The organism is Seonamhaeicola sp. (assembly GCF_028281565.1).
GTDB lineage: Bacteria > Bacteroidota > Bacteroidia > Flavobacteriales > Flavobacteriaceae > Seonamhaeicola.
Genome location: NZ_JANQJQ010000003.1, coordinates 1 through 15,400 on the forward strand (window position 1 = coordinate 1; position 15,400 = coordinate 15,400).

Here is a 15,400-nt window from a genome sequence, read left to right on the forward strand (position 1 = left end):
AGAACGTCATATGAATGAGAAAAGGTCACGTACGGTCAATTCAAGTTACATAAACAGGCTCAACAAAATAAGCGTTTTGCGCCTTATCAGGGATGAGGGCCGTATTAGCCGTGCGGAAATCGCGAAACGGACGGGGTTGAGCGCACCGACGGTCACACGGATTTCGGATGACCTGATGGTCAAGGAGAAACTGGTCACTATGGAAGGGAAAGGGACATCAAGTGGTGGCAGGAGGCCAAAAATGTTAAGGTTCAACTCAAGGGAGAATTTTGTTATAGGAATAGAATTAGGTGATGGGTACATACGCGGTGCACTGTCAGACCTGGACGGAAAGTTCATTGTAGAGCTTCAGGTCCCTATAGCATCCAAAGGCGGTAGGGGAGTGATGGCACAGATCGGGGACATTGTGGATACCCTGATATCGCGCGGGGTAGATAAGGGAGCAAAGGTGCTCGGGATCGGGCTGGCAGTAGCAGGTTCCGTAAATAGACGAACTGGTATCATAGAACGGGCCCCGGTTTTTAATTGGAAAAACGTAGATGTCGTAAGCGGGCTGAAGGCATATACACCATTACCGGTTTTTTATGATAATGTGCCCCGTCTGATAGCTTTGGGCGAATTGTGGTACGGGCTAGGGAGCAGGTACCGGGACTTTATATGCGTAGATATAAATAATGGCATGGAAGCAGGAATCATCATAGAAGGAAAGCCTTTTTTCGGAGCCAACGGATATGCAGGAAATCTGGGACGGCCCATTGTGGAAGATGAAAGCAATTCTATCGGAACGATGAAAGCCTGCTTGGGGGATGGTGACATCAGGCGTCTGGCGATAAGCTTGGATACCTTGATCAAGCTGTTCAGCCCGGAATGTATCGTGCTATCGGGAAGGCCCTTGAGTGCAAAAGGATTCCTCAGGGATAGACTGGAAAACGAGGTGAGAAAGTACTCTGTGGCAAACCTTTCGGCTAGGGTCAGGTTTATGGAACCATCCTCCGGGGAAAATGCCGTGTTGATGGGGGCATTTTCATTGATTCTCGATAGGGTCCTTGACCTAGAGATTGGAGTTGCTTAGAACATCCTAAATCAGGCAAAAGAGTAAGGTGAGATGTAAAAGCATGCGTTGCCAAAGATATAGAAATGTCTAAGTCCGAAATAGAAACCTTGGCTAAGCAATTTGTGGTAGATTATAAAGGAATCCCCAGAATGGCCATAGACATTGAAATAATAGAGCTGGTATGGGATTCATACTAAGTTAATTTAAAAACGAAAAAGAGGATAAAATAAAACAGTCTTATGAGAATTAAATTTTTAGGTATCCTGCTTTTAACATTCTTGTTGAATATTAGTTGCAGAGATGAACGTGTTAAACGAGTTGGAATGGTCATTAAAATTAAACCGGAAATGATAAATGAGTATAAAAAACTTCATGCCGATACCAATCCAGGGGTAAGAGATTTACTTACTAAATATAACATTGAGAATTTTTCCATCTTTCTACAGCAAATTGATTCTGTGGAGTTTTATGAATTTGGATACTACGAATACACTGGTTCAGATTTTAAAAGAGACATGGAGCAAATGGCCAAAGAAGAAAGAACCATTGAATGGTTAAAGATCTGTGATCCCATGCAGATACCTTTGAAGGGATCCAATGGTTGGACAGAAATGGAAAGAATATACTTTAATGAGTAAAAGAATGACGTTTTCGAGACTTTTTGTAAATAATAAAATCGGTTTTTGAATATGGATATTGACAAAAATTCAAGTTTAGTATTATAGTGATTGTTGTTTTTCATTAATAAAAAAATAAGATTAAAAGCATAGTTGTTTAGTTTTAGTTGGATTGGGCTATTTGGCAAGGAATTATTTTTTGAGAGTTAGCGATTTCTAGCCGGTAGCCCTTTTTTATTTCCAAATAACAAAGAATATACTCAATTGGATTTCATAAGCATAGAGATGGTATTATTAATTTTAATCAAAGAAAATGGTTAAGAAATTTTTGCCAATATTATTTTGTTGCTTATTTATAAAGATGAATTCACAAGAGGCTTATCAATTTGGTCTATTACCGAATGTGAATTTAAGCAATGAATTGGGCAAGCACTGGCCATTTAAGTTCTAAAATAGAATCTAGGCAGGTTTTAAAAGGGACAGTTTCGAACGAACCTGATAATTCTGGTTATGATTATATTCTTACCGATTTTTCTGCTTTGGTATCCATGAAAAATAATGGAAAGAATTCCTTTGGGTTTGGATACCTCTTGCGCTTAGAAGAAAATAAAGCTATTCATAGGCTTATTCAACAAATAAAATTTAAGGTTTTAATGGTTATGCAAATAGGTATTCAATATATGTTCAACTTAGGGAGACAATGGATCTAGAAGAGCACAGGTTTAGCCTTGATTGGATAAGTTACCAAGGTTATGCCTCTTCAAAAGCGGAAACCATAAATTGTATGGAGCAAAGAACAAGTAAACTATTAAGTTTTGAACCTCAAGCACATTCAATTCCCGTAGGATATGTTAGGCCTTTTGATAAAAACACCATAGGAAACCAACAATACTTTGATTTCCCTAACGGAAGGAAAAAATTGTTTATGCCGATTGGGCGGCCAGCGGTAGACTCTACAAAGCCATAGAGGAAAAACAGCTAAACGACATAGCTCCCTTTGTGGTGAATACCTATACCGAAATTTTAAGTCTTTAGATAAATTTGAACTTTTTGGGTTAATATTATAATCTTTTTTCTCTCTTAAAAATCGACCTATAAAAGTTCACTTTTTACTGATGTCAAACAGTATAAAGTTTAGAGAGCTTATCCGATTCCTTTAAAAATACTAAAAAATTAAACATGTAATATTTTTTTTACTATATTTATAACAATTCTCTCATTACAAGACAGTTTTGATTATAAATCCAATGTCTTCTTAAGTATTTATTTAATAGCAAAAGTGAATGGATAGGTTAATCTATTTGATTTGCATTGATTAACATTTTTCTAGTTGTTTATATTATTTTATATGGTCAGTACCCGAACTATAAAATGATAAGGAACATGGTGTCAGGTTGACAATCCAAATAGTTAAAGTTAAGACAGGAAACAGGGCGAAAATATGATGTCTTCCTAGAATTTTATTATTAAGAAAACACTAAACAATTATATTATGGCAAGTTTTACGAGAAAAAATGTTTGGAGTAACAATAATGGCGGACAATTCCAAGATACATCAGGAAATTATACCGATCTTTTTTGGTATGCTAAAGCTATTCAGGTTATGCAATCACGCCCAATTAGTAATCCTGTAAGCTGGTGGTTTTATGGTGCAATTCATGGCGAATTTTTAATAAACCGAATTAATAACCCTAATTATCTATATCTGAATTGGCCCAATATTTCTTATATTACCTCGGATGCTAAATTAGGCACATTACCATCTAGAACCCTAACGAATTTGTTTTGGAATCAATGTCAGCATGGAACCTGGTTTTTTCCTCCTTGGCATAGAGGGTATTTAGTGGCGATTGAAATTATTCTACGTAACATCATTACAAACCAGTTAGACGGTCCTAAAGATTGGGCGCTGCCTTATTGGAATTATCTAAATCAATCAAGTCAGTACTCCCAAAATAATATTCCTCCAGCCTTTACAGTAACTAATTTGCCTGATGGTTCAGCCAACCCTTTATTAGTGCCACAAAGATACGGAACACAAGTTGAAGTGGGACCAAGTATGGATGGTACAGATGCCAATGATGAGTGCCAATGGGATAAAATTTATGAGTCAAGTTCCAAAGGCGGGTTATATGACTTTTACTATGGTGGTGGAGAAACAGGTTTTAGTCATGGAGGTTCAGAAACTGGAGATTTAGAAATGAACCCGCATAATTTTGTACATGGTATGGTGGGTAGCCAAAATACTGCAGGTCAGATGGGACTAATGGGGGTTCCGGGAACCGCGGCACTAGATCCTATATTTTTCCTGCATCATGCCAATATTGATCGTATGTGGGACGCTTGGATTATAACAGGTGGAAATAGTAATCCAATAGATCCTAATTGGCTTAAGGGACCTTCTGCAGGTGGTAACTCACGTTTTGCTATGCCTGTAGATGCAAATGCTAAAACATGGTATTTTACGCCAGATGATGTTCAAAGTACCACTAATTTGCAATATTTGGGGAATCCATATACTTACACATATGATGATCTTGCCTTGACCTCCTATGATATGACCCCACCAAAGAACCTATTTGCTTTAAGAATGCGTAAATTTGGTGTAGATGATATAGAAATTGAAAAAATTGATAAAATGTCTTTTAAGAAGAATGCAGAATTGGTAGGAGCAAGTGAGGGAGCCTTAAGCTTGAAAGGTGGAGGAACAGAAGTAGTGGCTCATCTTGATAGAACGTCATGGAAAAATGTTGAAAGAAGCCTTTTTAAAGTTTCTTCATCCAACATTCCTGATGAAATTTATCTACAGTTAGAAGGAGTAAGAGGGGGAAATGATACGAACTTTATTTCTGTTTATATAAATGAAGTATTAATAAAATCAGTTTCTTTATTTGGTCTGTTGCAAGCATCAACAAAGGACAGCCTACATGGCGGTGCAGGACTTTCATTTAAGTTCAATATAACGGACATTATTGATGATCTACATTTTGAAGGTAATGAGGATGTGGACGCTCTTAACATTCTTATTAAAACAAAATTTCCATTACTTAATGACGATGACTTAACTATTGATCGCGTAGGTATTTATCGCTTAGGACAATAATGTTCAATTTGGTGTATGAAGCTTTCAAGAAATAAACGGTTTTCGATCGATCTTGTAATCATAAGTACTAGCCTTGTTGTTTGGATGTTACTTTTAGTCAACCCTGGAAATATAATGACCATGGAGCATTGTCATATCTCAACCTCAGGGCTTTCCTCGGTATCCCTGCAAATGCTACTTGAAATGAATCCTCTATCATCGCAGTTAATGGGTTGGGGACTTATGGTTATCGCAATGATGTTGCCAAAATTAATCTTTCCGATTCAGTTTATTTACCTGCAAAGTTTGAAACGTTACCGTTTCGCTAATGCCCTGTTATTTGTTTTTGGCTATATTATAATTTGGATGCTGGCAGGGGTGTTGATGATTGCAATAATTATTTGGGTAAATTTATGGATGCCAATGTCTTATCTGCCCGCTATGATATTAGGTTTTATGGCCATACTATGGCAGTATTCCCCAATGAAACAACGTTTTTTAAATCTTGGGCATAACCATCAAACCCTATCTGCTTTTGGATGGAACACAATGATAGATGCCTTGTTCTTTGGTGTAAATCATGGCCTGGCATGTATTGGCTCAGGTTGGGCGTTAATGTTATTTCCAATGTTGCTTCCACAAGGGCATAATGCCGCCATGATAATTGTGACTTATATCATGATTGCTGAACACTTTGAGCACCCACGAGTGCCAAGATGGGAATTCAACCTTCGATTAAGGTTTACAAGAATGATTATTGCCCAAACAAAAATAAAACTTACTGCTTATATCAATTTTAAAAGAAATTAATTAAACCTTTCTTAAACTGAATTTTGGAGTTTCGTTTTGGAAGATTAATATTTTAATTCGTCAGATCATTGTCACTTTGAATATGTCTTTCAAAGAAATCTTGTAAAATATTATGGTAAAATTATGGGATTTTACACTCTGTTATAAGTTTAATAAGTTCATACAGATTTAAAAAAACAATTTCATTGATTATTCATTTAAAAAAACAAGATGTCACGGTTTAGTTTTTTGAATGGGTTTCTTATATTTTGAATTACGCTATCAGACCATCTTGAAAATCCGGTGTTCCCAAAGACCATATAAAACTATCGAAGCACTTGCATGGGCACCTTGGTCATGTTATCTGACACATAATAACTAAGGTTTTGATGGTTTATGAAAAAAGGTATATGAATGTACATCCAACTTAGAGGGACCATGGTTTTAGTAGAGCATAGTCATTAAAACCCCCTAAACAATTTTGAGTATTTTGAATCAGTTTTTTAGCAATAGGTTAACAGATGTTAAAAGCCTCTGCAATACAGATTAAGTTCCTTACTTTAGTATAGTTTTAGCCTTGGTTGGATCGATTGTCAAGGTAGCGCCTCTTCAAAAACAGAAACCATAAATAGTATGGAACAAAGTACAAGAAAACTATTGCGTTCTAAACCTCAAGAACATTCAAGTCTTGAGGAATATTTCAGGCCTTTTAGGGAAAACACCATAGGAAATCAACAATATTTTGATTCCCCTTACGGAAGGAAAAAGATCGTTTATGCCGATTGGACGGCCAGCGGAAGACTCTACAGACCCATAGAGGAAAAACTGCTAAAAGACATAGGTCCCTTTGTAGCCAATACACATACCGAAACGTCCATTACAGGTTCTGCCATGACCTTGGCCTACCACAATGCCAGGAATATCATTAAAAAGCACGTCAATGCCTCTGAAGACGATGTGCTGATTACCGTTGGCACCGGTATGACCGGGGCCATCAATAAATTTCAGCGTATTCTGGGTATCAAGCTCAATGAAAATCTTAAGGAGCATACCCAAGTTCCAGAGGAAAAACGTCCCATTATTTTTGTCTCCCATATGGAACACCACTCCAACCAAACCTCTTGGTTGGAAACCATTGCTAGGGTAGAGGTCATCCCTTCCAATGAAGCTGGCCTGCCTTGTACGGAAAACCTAAAGCGGCTTATTGAGAAATATAAGGACTGCCCAATTAAGATTGCAGCCATTACGGGCTGTTCCAACGTCACCGGTATTCGAACTAATTATCATGAAGTGGCAGGCATTATGCACCAGCACAATGGGCTGTGCTTTGTAGATTTTGCCTGTTCGGCGCCTTATGTAAATATCAATATGCATCCGGTTAATGAAGATGAATACCTGGATGCCATCACCTTTTCACCACACAAATTCCTTGGTGGACCGGGGGCCTCGGGCGTTTTGATTTTCAATAAAAAACTGTACAACAATTTGGTGCCGGATAACCCCGGTGGTGGTACCGTATCTTATACCAATCCTTGGGGTGACCATGATTATATAGATGATATTGAAACCCGTGAAGATGGTGGTACCCCAGGCTTTTTACAGGCCATTAGGATTGCTCTTGCCATTAAACTAAAAGAGCAAATGGGCGTTCAAAACATACTGGATCGGGAACATGAATTAAACACCATTATTTTTGATAGGCTTTCCCAAATTGAAAACCTGCAAATTCTGGCACCGCGGCATCGAGATAGGTTAGGGGTGTTTTCGTTTTATATCGATGATGTACATTATAATTTGGTGGTAAAACTGTTAAACGACCGTTTTGGTATACAGACCCGGGGTGGTTGCTCTTGCGCCGGTACTTATGGTCATTACTTGTTGAATGTTGATGAGCCTACCTCCAAGGTCATTGAACAAAACATTTTAGAGGGCTGCCTGATCGATAGGCCGGGCTGGATCCGTATGTCCATTCATCCTACCATGACCAATGATGAGATTCAATTTATTTGTGAAGCCATTGAACAAGTGGCCATGAACTTTAAGGCGTGGGGACTGGATTATAGCTATGAAACCGTTAAGAATGAATATAGGCACCTTAGTGGTGTTCAGGCTGAAGGAATAATTACAGGGGATTGGTTTGAAATTTAGTTGTTAGTTCCATGCTAGGCTTCCTAAGTATTAAGAAAGTTGTGGAAAAGTACATTGAATTAGTTATAACCCCGCAATGAACTATAACCTTAGTTATTTTTGCTTTCAATTAATTTTGCTTCAGGTTCTCCTTTTAAACTTGATTTAACTAATTCTGAAATGAATATTGTAAATGGTTCTATATTATCATTTACACTAGCTTCTTCCAAAGCCGTCATATAATCTTTCCGCCTTTCTACAGGGATTACAGTCCAAGGATAATTTCCCGAAGCTAACATGGTGTTCATTAGGAACCTTGCCATTCTTCCATTTCCATCAGAATAGGGATGAATAAAGACAAAAAAGAAGTGACCCAGTACAACCCTTGTTCCTGGATGATTTTCATTTATGAGCAATTCGAATAATGCTGGCATGGCATCTCTAACGGCTTCTTTGCTCATTGGTACATGCCTTGAATTAGAGATAAAAATAGGTCTATTTCTATACCCTGCTAAATCCGATGGTTTACATAATCCAGCTGCAACACTTGGGGAAAACAATTTTTGGTACCAAGTAGAATGATCTTTATCAACAACTTGACCTGAGTTGGTACCATTTAGTATTGTTTCAATAGAGGATTTTACTTCTCTTGAAGCGTCAAAATATCCTTTTGCCGCCATTGCGCTTTCAAGTTCTTTATGGTCGTCATTTTCTAAAACATTCCATGCGCCACTGCTTACAAGATCGATTAATTCTTCCGAGACCTTATATCTTTCAATGGATAAAGAATGGTACGCATCAGTTTTATAAATTTCATCAACAGAATTTAAATAGTCAATAACGTCTATAGGTTGGTCCGGTCCATCAGGAAAATGTTTAACTACCACTTTCTTATATTCTTCCCATTTTAGTTTGATTCTGTTGACATGTGGTGATTGCATTAAAGTTGAAAGATTTAATTTTAATTGTTCTTCAAAAGGGTCAACTTCCCTAACATCATGTTCTACAGCTCTCATGGTGCTAATTATCTCATCGGCAATTTTATCTTTACCCATATTTCGGAATGCGCCAGCTATTCTTCCGGCGGGTCTAGTATGTCCACCATCTAGCAGTGGGCCAAGTATTTGTGATGAGTCTTTAATCATTAGTAATGCTGCTCTCACATCATTTGGATTAGTTTTGAACATTACAGGTTGTATATTTATAAGTGACGACTCTAGGTTGTATACTCTGATATTATTTTTGATTTCGAGATTTTCTTCTGGGGGGAGTTTTCCCTTTAGTTCAAGTAGCACTGTTTCATAGAGAAGAGGGATTACTTTATTTGGTCCTTTTGGGGATTTTGTTATTAGTTGTTGTGGAATAGTCGTTTTTCCCACATGTAACAACAATGATTGCTCAGCGGAAACACAATAGTTTCCACTGTATTTATCTGCTAAATATCTAGAACAAAAATTCCAGTACGATGTATACCAAGACGTTGATTCACCTGGTTTATCGCTTGGATTTGTGAAAATGTACCATCCTTTGGAAACTTCCTTTAAAAAGCCATTTTTAGTTAATCTTTCCCGATGGGTCCTGTTGATTTCAGAAGATTTTATAGCAACAACATTTTCATTCTGCTGCAGTTTTTTTAATTCTTTTAAGGAAGCTGCTAGTTTTTCTCCTGGTGTTGCCATTTTTTTGCGTATTACTTTTTTACATTAACGGTCTTCATATGGTTTATCCCCTGTCATTTATTATCGAACAATTGTTAGTCTACGGTGATGGACATTTGTTAGCTTATAGAGATGTGCATTTGTTAGCTTGGTATGTTGTACATTTGTTAGCCTAAGATGTAAATATACTGAAAATAATAGTTTTAAACAAAGATTAATTCACGTTGTTTCAACCTATCTCACCTCAATAATTGTATGTTTTTTCAATTTGTTTTTCAGATTTTTATGTTTTCGTACGCTACATATATTTTTGCGTTATTTCCAAGGTCAACTACTTTATCGCAATTGGCTCTGAGCTTCTTTGTATAACCAGCTTGCATAAATTGAGATGTTATCTAATTAAAATAATAAATATTAACTTTGAAGAACTGGGCTATTGCTTTTCATAGGATAAGTGGTTGTGGATAGTTTATTAACCTTTTGAACAATCTTTAATTAATTTTATGTTTCGATACAAAAACTGTCCTAAAGGAATTCAAGGCGATATACAATTAGAAACTATTCTAACTCCGTTATTATTTCCCCGGACAAAACCTGGTAAAGGAGAACTTTGGGTGGGTTCTCCAATTGATACACAACCGAAGTTGAAGATTCTTGATGTTGGTTGCGGTTGGGGAAGACTATTAGCAGGCTTAATGTCCTTTCCACCTCACTTGACGAAAAATATAGAGTACTTTGGCGTTGAATCTTCTGTTTCTGAAAAGGAATTTTCTTTGAAAAGAATTGCGGACCTCGAAAGGGTTTTTCCTGGAAACAAAAAATTTTCAGATGTCATATCGAAAATAGATTTTGGTATATGGGATGATTTCAAGGACCTAAAGAGTGAGTTTGATTATGTTTATTTAGTTAATGTGCTTCACCATCTACCGCCGACAATGATTCCAACGATATTTAAGAATATTAATAGATTGGTCAAAGGTGGTGGATACTTGATTATACATGATTTTTATTTTCATAATCCTAGTGATAAATACGATTTGTCAAAGTATTGTCCAAATTCTATTTTTTTTGGACCTAATCACCTCTCATCTTTTTTTACAATGGCTTCTTCACAAACAGGGATATATAGGACGATGCGGAGAAAAACCGAAAAAGGAATCTACGACTTGTTTACTTTTATTTTGCATTTTGAAAACGAATTGGCAGAGCCATTGTCTGTAAATGATGATTTTTTTAGTCATGAATATATGCCTGTAGGTATAGATGCGAGTTTGGATGATATAATTAGTCGATGCAGTTCTTTATTAAAAAATGAATGGTTTTTGAATTATGTAGGTTATCTAAAAGAAAGTAAGGTTCAATTGAACAAAAATTGGCATTTATTGTATAAAACGGAGCAATCAAGGTCAGTTTCAAAATGGATTAATTCAATTTATTAAATGAGGTTCGTTAATCATAAAATTAAGCACAACTGTTATTTAAACACCTTTGTATTTATACCTACGATATTTAGTATACTAAAAATATAGAACATTCCAAATATGCCAACAGGGTTTTTAAAAGAATTAGGGTGTCGGAATTAACTTAGGTTTTAGGCTATTATTCAAAAAGACAAAACCTTAAATGTTCAGGTAAAATTGGTTAATCGAATCCATTGTTTACTTTATAATAAAACCTATAAATAGGTTTTATGAATATATAATTCTTAGTGTTCAGGGTATAGAATACACTGTTCTCTGCAAATTTACTTGTAACCAGATAGTGTATGGGGATTTTGGATATGCTGTTTGAATTACATAGTTTCGAATCTTCACCATTCTGGTGAGAAGTAATTGTTTGAATGAATTTTGTTACATCTTAATTGTTATATTTACAAGGTATACGAAAAAACACAATAGAATAATCCTGTATATCTCAAGGCTAAAATGGAGGATGCCGAATCTACTAACATATCGTTCAATACGCCAGAAAGCACATTAAGCCCAATTAAAGTTATTGGAGTGGGAGGAGGTGGAGGTAAAGCCGTTGCCCTAATGTATCAATATGGTATTGCAAAGGGGGTTGGTTATTATGTGGTCAATACAGATGTTGAGGCCTTGCAAAATAGTCCTGTGCCCAATAAACTTCAAATTGGCAAAGATAAAACACAGGGATTGGGAGCCGGAGCCGACCCAAATGTTGGAGAGCAGGCCGCAAGGGAAAGTAAGCAGGCCCTAAACAATATTTTAGGTACCCAAACAAAGGTGGTCATTATAATTGCTGCTATGGGTGGGGGAACAGGTACCGGAGCAGCTCCATATGTAGCACACTTGGCTAGGGAAAAGAAAATTTTAACCATTGGTATTATTACTATCCCTTTTCAATTTGAGGGAAGGAGACGGTTGGAACAATTCGAAAAGGGAAAAATGAAACTTTATCAAATTCTTGATTCTCTTTTGATAATTAATAATAACAGACTTCGAGAGGTTTTTGGAAACTTAGGGTTTGCAGCCGGTTTTTCAAGGTCAAATGAAATATTGTCCATTGCTTTTCACGATATAATTGGTGCACTTTGCCAATATGATGCAGCAAATCTGGAGCTGAGTAGGGCAAAGAAGTTTTTTGGAAACAAAGGAAGGGCCATCATGGGAATGGCATCGGCCTCGGGGGAGAATAGTGGCAAGAAGGCGATATCTGATGCGCTCAAATCTCCTTTTTTGGATGAGAATTCCATTTACGGGGCGAAAAATGTATTCTTACATATTATTTATGGCACGCAAGAACCAGGTTTAGATGAAATTGTTGAGATAAACAATGCAGTTACTAAAGCCTCCAGTGAGCAAACAGAAATCGTTATGTCCCTTACTCAGGATGAGCAGCTGGAGGATGGTATAGCGATCACCCTAATAGCTAACGGATTTTTTGATGATGATTTGGAATTGAAAACTGAGACTGCAAAAAAACATTTGGAATCACGTGCGGATATTGGGCAAAATCTTGTTAGGGAGCTTGTAAATAATAAAAAACAGAACCAATTCTTCAAAAAGGAGGTGCTGTTAATTACACTTATGATTTTTTTTATTTTGGGTTATTTGTTTGTCCTGAATGGATATAACAATATCATTGCTTTTAGTAGTTTTATGGTTACCATGGGGCTGCTATCCCTAAAATTGTATTATGTTTTTTTACAAAGACAAAAGGAGTATGATAAGCTGATAAAGGAGGTAGGTGCGGGCTTTAAAAAGATTCAGCACGGTTCTGAAAAACGTGAAAATAATGAGAGCCTGGAAAGTGCGATTCAATTATCATTTGATCTACCACAAACCAGAAAATTTGAAGAAAGTGATTCCAGTGAGTTCGATTACGATATTTTTCGGAACATTGAAGGTATTTCTGTAAATGATTACACTGAATTGGTCACGTTTACGGAATTTAGTGGGGACATTGATGCAAAATATGTATTTGATTATTCAATTAAGGCTGGAACCGCAAAAGTGGCTGAGGAAGAAATGGGGCCAGTAAATTTACCAATTTCAGAGCTTCTCAAAGAACGCGCCGAAGAGCGTAGGCTAAAGATGAAGTATTTTAATTATATGTTCAGCAAGTCAACGTCGGACGATGTAGAAAAAATATCGCCATTTGAAAGGCAGCCTAGAAAAATTGAAGAGACCCACGATGAACAGGAAGAGGATGATATACTGTTAAAGGGCGATAAAAGTAAAAAGGAAAAAAAATAATCCCTATATCATAATTAAACCATTAAAAGAAAGAATTGAATATTGTAGGTAGATTTATAGCTTGGTTAAAAAGAGTTTCGTTTTATAGAACCAAAGTAGTTTTGTTTACAGCATTAATGACAGGAATAATGCTGGATACCTATATCGAGGTAGATTTAGAAAGTTGGTCTTTTAAATATGGAAATAATGCCACCTCTGTTATTGTTCTTTTAGCGCTTATATTAACCTGTATCATCTTTGTTAGCTTCGATTTTTGGCTAGAAAGGGTCAAAGTTAAGGAGCGTAATAAAAAAGAGATGTGGGAAGCCCTTAAAAGTGCAGAAATCCCCAAATCTGCCAAAAAAGAAATTGTAAGAACATTGCTTTCTGAAAAATAGTTGTTTTGTCTATTAGGTCTTTCAAAATACTCACTCCAAAATAGGCCGCCGCATAGAAGTTTTTCCATCAGATTCCTTCTCGGTTTTATGACTATACTTTTCTGGAAAATTTATTAAGGCAAAGTTAGAGGATATTGTGATAAGAATGGACTATAAACCTTCTGGTTGGTTGAGGGCCTTTTCTTCAAATGTGTATTTCCCAAGCCTTAAGATGCAAAAGAATACTAATGAAATAGATTCGAATTTATAATCAGAAAATTGTAAAAATGAATGGGCAATATTATTCCGTAGATTTTTTCCTTTTGATGTAAAAGTGTATTTAAAAAGTTCAATGTCTTTTTGAGTAAAATATTTCTTCGTGGTGGGATTATCCAATAATTCTTCTAGCAGCTGTTCTTGAATTTCACCCCTTTTCGATGTAGATGTATTCCCTCCAGATAAAAGAATAAAATCCCTTAAGGCTCCCTCAAATTTTATAGTCAAAGAATCCATTGCTAATATGAAATTATTGATTTTATTCGTGTTCATTAATACTGAAAGCTCAAACTGTGCGAATAGATTATGGATTCCCGGAGCAAGCATTGTTAACCAAGTTGAGTTTTGATCAATTTCATTATCAGTCATCCCGCGTTTGAATTTGGTTCCGTACCACGTGTAAGTTTCTAAATATTCAAATATTTTGTAATAATTCAATTTACCGGTTAAAATTCCATCTACGAGTACTTTTAGGAAAAGGCTTGAACATTTAACTCCATGTGATATTGCATAATTTTGAATTATTTCTTTATCAATTTTGTCCGAATCTTTTAGGTTTTTAAAATTACTATTTATATCAAAAACACTAGTGTTAAATAAATGAGCAACAGATTCCTTTATTGATTTTTTGGCATTTTCTTTATTTTCAGTTGGGTCAACAAGTATATCTTCATTCACTGAAAAAAAAGCAAGGATTCCCTCAGAGGGCATATTTAATATGACTTCAGATTTCATATTTAAATATTCGTTTAGCATTTCGGTTTCCTTATCACCTAGTTGCCATCTAAAATGTCCCAACTTTACAGTTTGTTTTAGCCTATTGTATTCTTTTAAATTCTCCTCAGCCTCATCTGTTTTTCCTGCAAGTCTTAGGTATTTGGCTTTAGTTCCTATGGTTGTGAATTTAACAAAGTCAGTATCTTCCGGATGTTCCTCTAAAATTAGATCTTCATTTTTTGCGAGTAATGCGTATAGATTGTTTAATGGAAGTTCCAGAGAATTATAAAGTCTTATTCCGGTTTCTAGTTTGTTTTTGTTAAAAAAATAAGAGGTTACATTCTTGTTTTCAGTCCAACTTGGTAAGTCCGCTGCAATTTGATTTAGATCATCCTTTGATAATATGTTATTGTCTAATATTGCATTGAGTATATTGGACTTAATCCAAATAGGTAAATCATTGATAAGCGTCAGAGCTGTTTCTTTAGCATTGTCTATTCTTTTTTTCGATTTTTTTGAAATGTATAGAATAGCTGATAGAATAATTGGGAGCTGATCAGCTTCTTCACCTTTAATATTATTTATGTTTATGATATAATTATCAATGGCTGTTTCCGCATATTTATTGTGTTTGGTTTCTTGCCATAATAAGTGTGCATATCTTGCTTTTAGCCAAATATTTTTGGTTTCCGCCAGACGAATTTTTAAATAATCTAAATCTTTATCTTCAAGGTTAATATTTGCAACTTCGCCTTTTGAATCAATCACTTGGGAATTCGTTACCAAAAGTCCCTTGTTTATATTATAGTTTAACGCCTTTCGTTCCGTTATTAACTTGTCTTCCCAATCACCTTCAATTCTTTGAGATGGTTTAATCTCTCTCATAATTCTCCAAGTACTTAAAGAACTAAGATTTTCAATTGAGTCATAAAATGTTTTTAATTCGATTGGGAATTCAGTCATAAAAGTTGCTCAAATTTGAAGATGTTTTTTAATTTGGATTGATGT

Annotated in this window: 12 protein-coding genes; 10 read left to right on the forward strand and 2 right to left on the reverse strand. The window is 35.8% G+C overall.

Annotated elements, in window-relative coordinates; genetic code table 11:
- The 7 genes from Q0983_RS00155 to Q0983_RS00185 all read left to right on the forward strand — a co-directional run.
- Positions 1-1,072 (forward strand): ROK family transcriptional regulator (locus Q0983_RS00155; protein WP_299546890.1); only part of this gene is annotated, 1,072 nt, incomplete at its 5' end.
- Between the two features lie 221 nt (positions 1,073-1,293).
- Positions 1,294-1,692 (forward strand): L-rhamnose mutarotase, encoded by a 399-nt coding sequence (locus tag Q0983_RS00160; RefSeq protein WP_299546893.1) that lies wholly within the window; start codon positions 1,294-1,296, stop codon positions 1,690-1,692.
- 395 nt (positions 1,693-2,087) lie between these two features.
- Positions 2,088-2,381, forward strand: a complete 294-nt coding sequence (locus tag Q0983_RS00165) for a hypothetical protein (protein ID WP_299546896.1) — start codon at positions 2,088-2,090, stop codon at positions 2,379-2,381.
- Positions 2,372-2,638 carry a hypothetical protein gene (locus Q0983_RS00170; protein WP_299546899.1) on the forward strand — a complete coding sequence of 89 codons (267 nt, stop codon included), beginning with the start codon at positions 2,372-2,374 and terminating at the stop codon, positions 2,636-2,638. The genes Q0983_RS00165 and Q0983_RS00170 overlap by 10 nt, the downstream gene beginning before the upstream one ends.
- Positions 2,639-3,163: 525 nt before the next feature.
- On the forward strand, positions 3,164-4,774 hold the full coding sequence (locus tag Q0983_RS00175) for a tyrosinase family protein (protein WP_299546902.1): 1,611 nt from the start codon (positions 3,164-3,166) through the stop codon (positions 4,772-4,774).
- 15 nt (positions 4,775-4,789) lie between these two features.
- A complete protein-coding gene (locus Q0983_RS00180) occupies positions 4,790-5,563 on the forward strand; it encodes a DUF2182 domain-containing protein (RefSeq protein WP_299546905.1) in 774 nt (257 codons plus the stop codon).
- A gap of 612 nt (positions 5,564-6,175) precedes the next feature.
- Complete coding sequence (locus Q0983_RS00185) at positions 6,176-7,690, forward strand: aminotransferase class V-fold PLP-dependent enzyme (protein WP_299546908.1); 1,515 nt, start codon at positions 6,176-6,178, stop codon at positions 7,688-7,690.
- An 89-nt stretch (positions 7,691-7,779) separates the two neighbouring features.
- Here the strand turns inward: Q0983_RS00185 and Q0983_RS00190 are convergent, their stop codons facing one another.
- A complete protein-coding gene (locus tag Q0983_RS00190) occupies positions 7,780-9,348 on the reverse strand; it encodes a Fic family protein (RefSeq protein ID WP_299546911.1) in 1,569 nt (522 codons plus the stop codon).
- 482 nt (positions 9,349-9,830) lie between these two features.
- Here Q0983_RS00190 and Q0983_RS00195 point away from each other — a divergent pair, with 482 nt between their 5' ends.
- From Q0983_RS00195 to Q0983_RS00205, 3 genes are all read left to right on the forward strand, one after another.
- Positions 9,831-10,766 carry a class I SAM-dependent methyltransferase gene (locus tag Q0983_RS00195; RefSeq protein ID WP_299546914.1) on the forward strand — a complete coding sequence of 312 codons (936 nt, stop codon included), beginning with the start codon at positions 9,831-9,833 and terminating at the stop codon, positions 10,764-10,766.
- Between the two features lie 486 nt (positions 10,767-11,252).
- A complete protein-coding gene (locus Q0983_RS00200) occupies positions 11,253-13,043 on the forward strand; it encodes a cell division protein FtsZ (RefSeq protein WP_299546917.1) in 1,791 nt (596 codons plus the stop codon).
- Positions 13,044-13,078: 35 nt separating this feature from the next.
- Entirely contained in the window at positions 13,079-13,420 is a 342-nt protein-coding gene (locus Q0983_RS00205) for a hypothetical protein (protein WP_299546920.1), read from the forward strand.
- A gap of 150 nt (positions 13,421-13,570) precedes the next feature.
- On the opposite strand, the gene Q0983_RS00210 is transcribed toward Q0983_RS00205, so the two are convergent.
- Positions 13,571-15,355: a DUF4209 domain-containing protein gene (locus Q0983_RS00210; protein WP_299546923.1), complete on the reverse strand. Its 1,785-nt coding sequence runs from the start codon at positions 15,353-15,355 to the stop codon at positions 13,571-13,573.
- Positions 15,356-15,400: the final 45 nt, after the last annotated feature.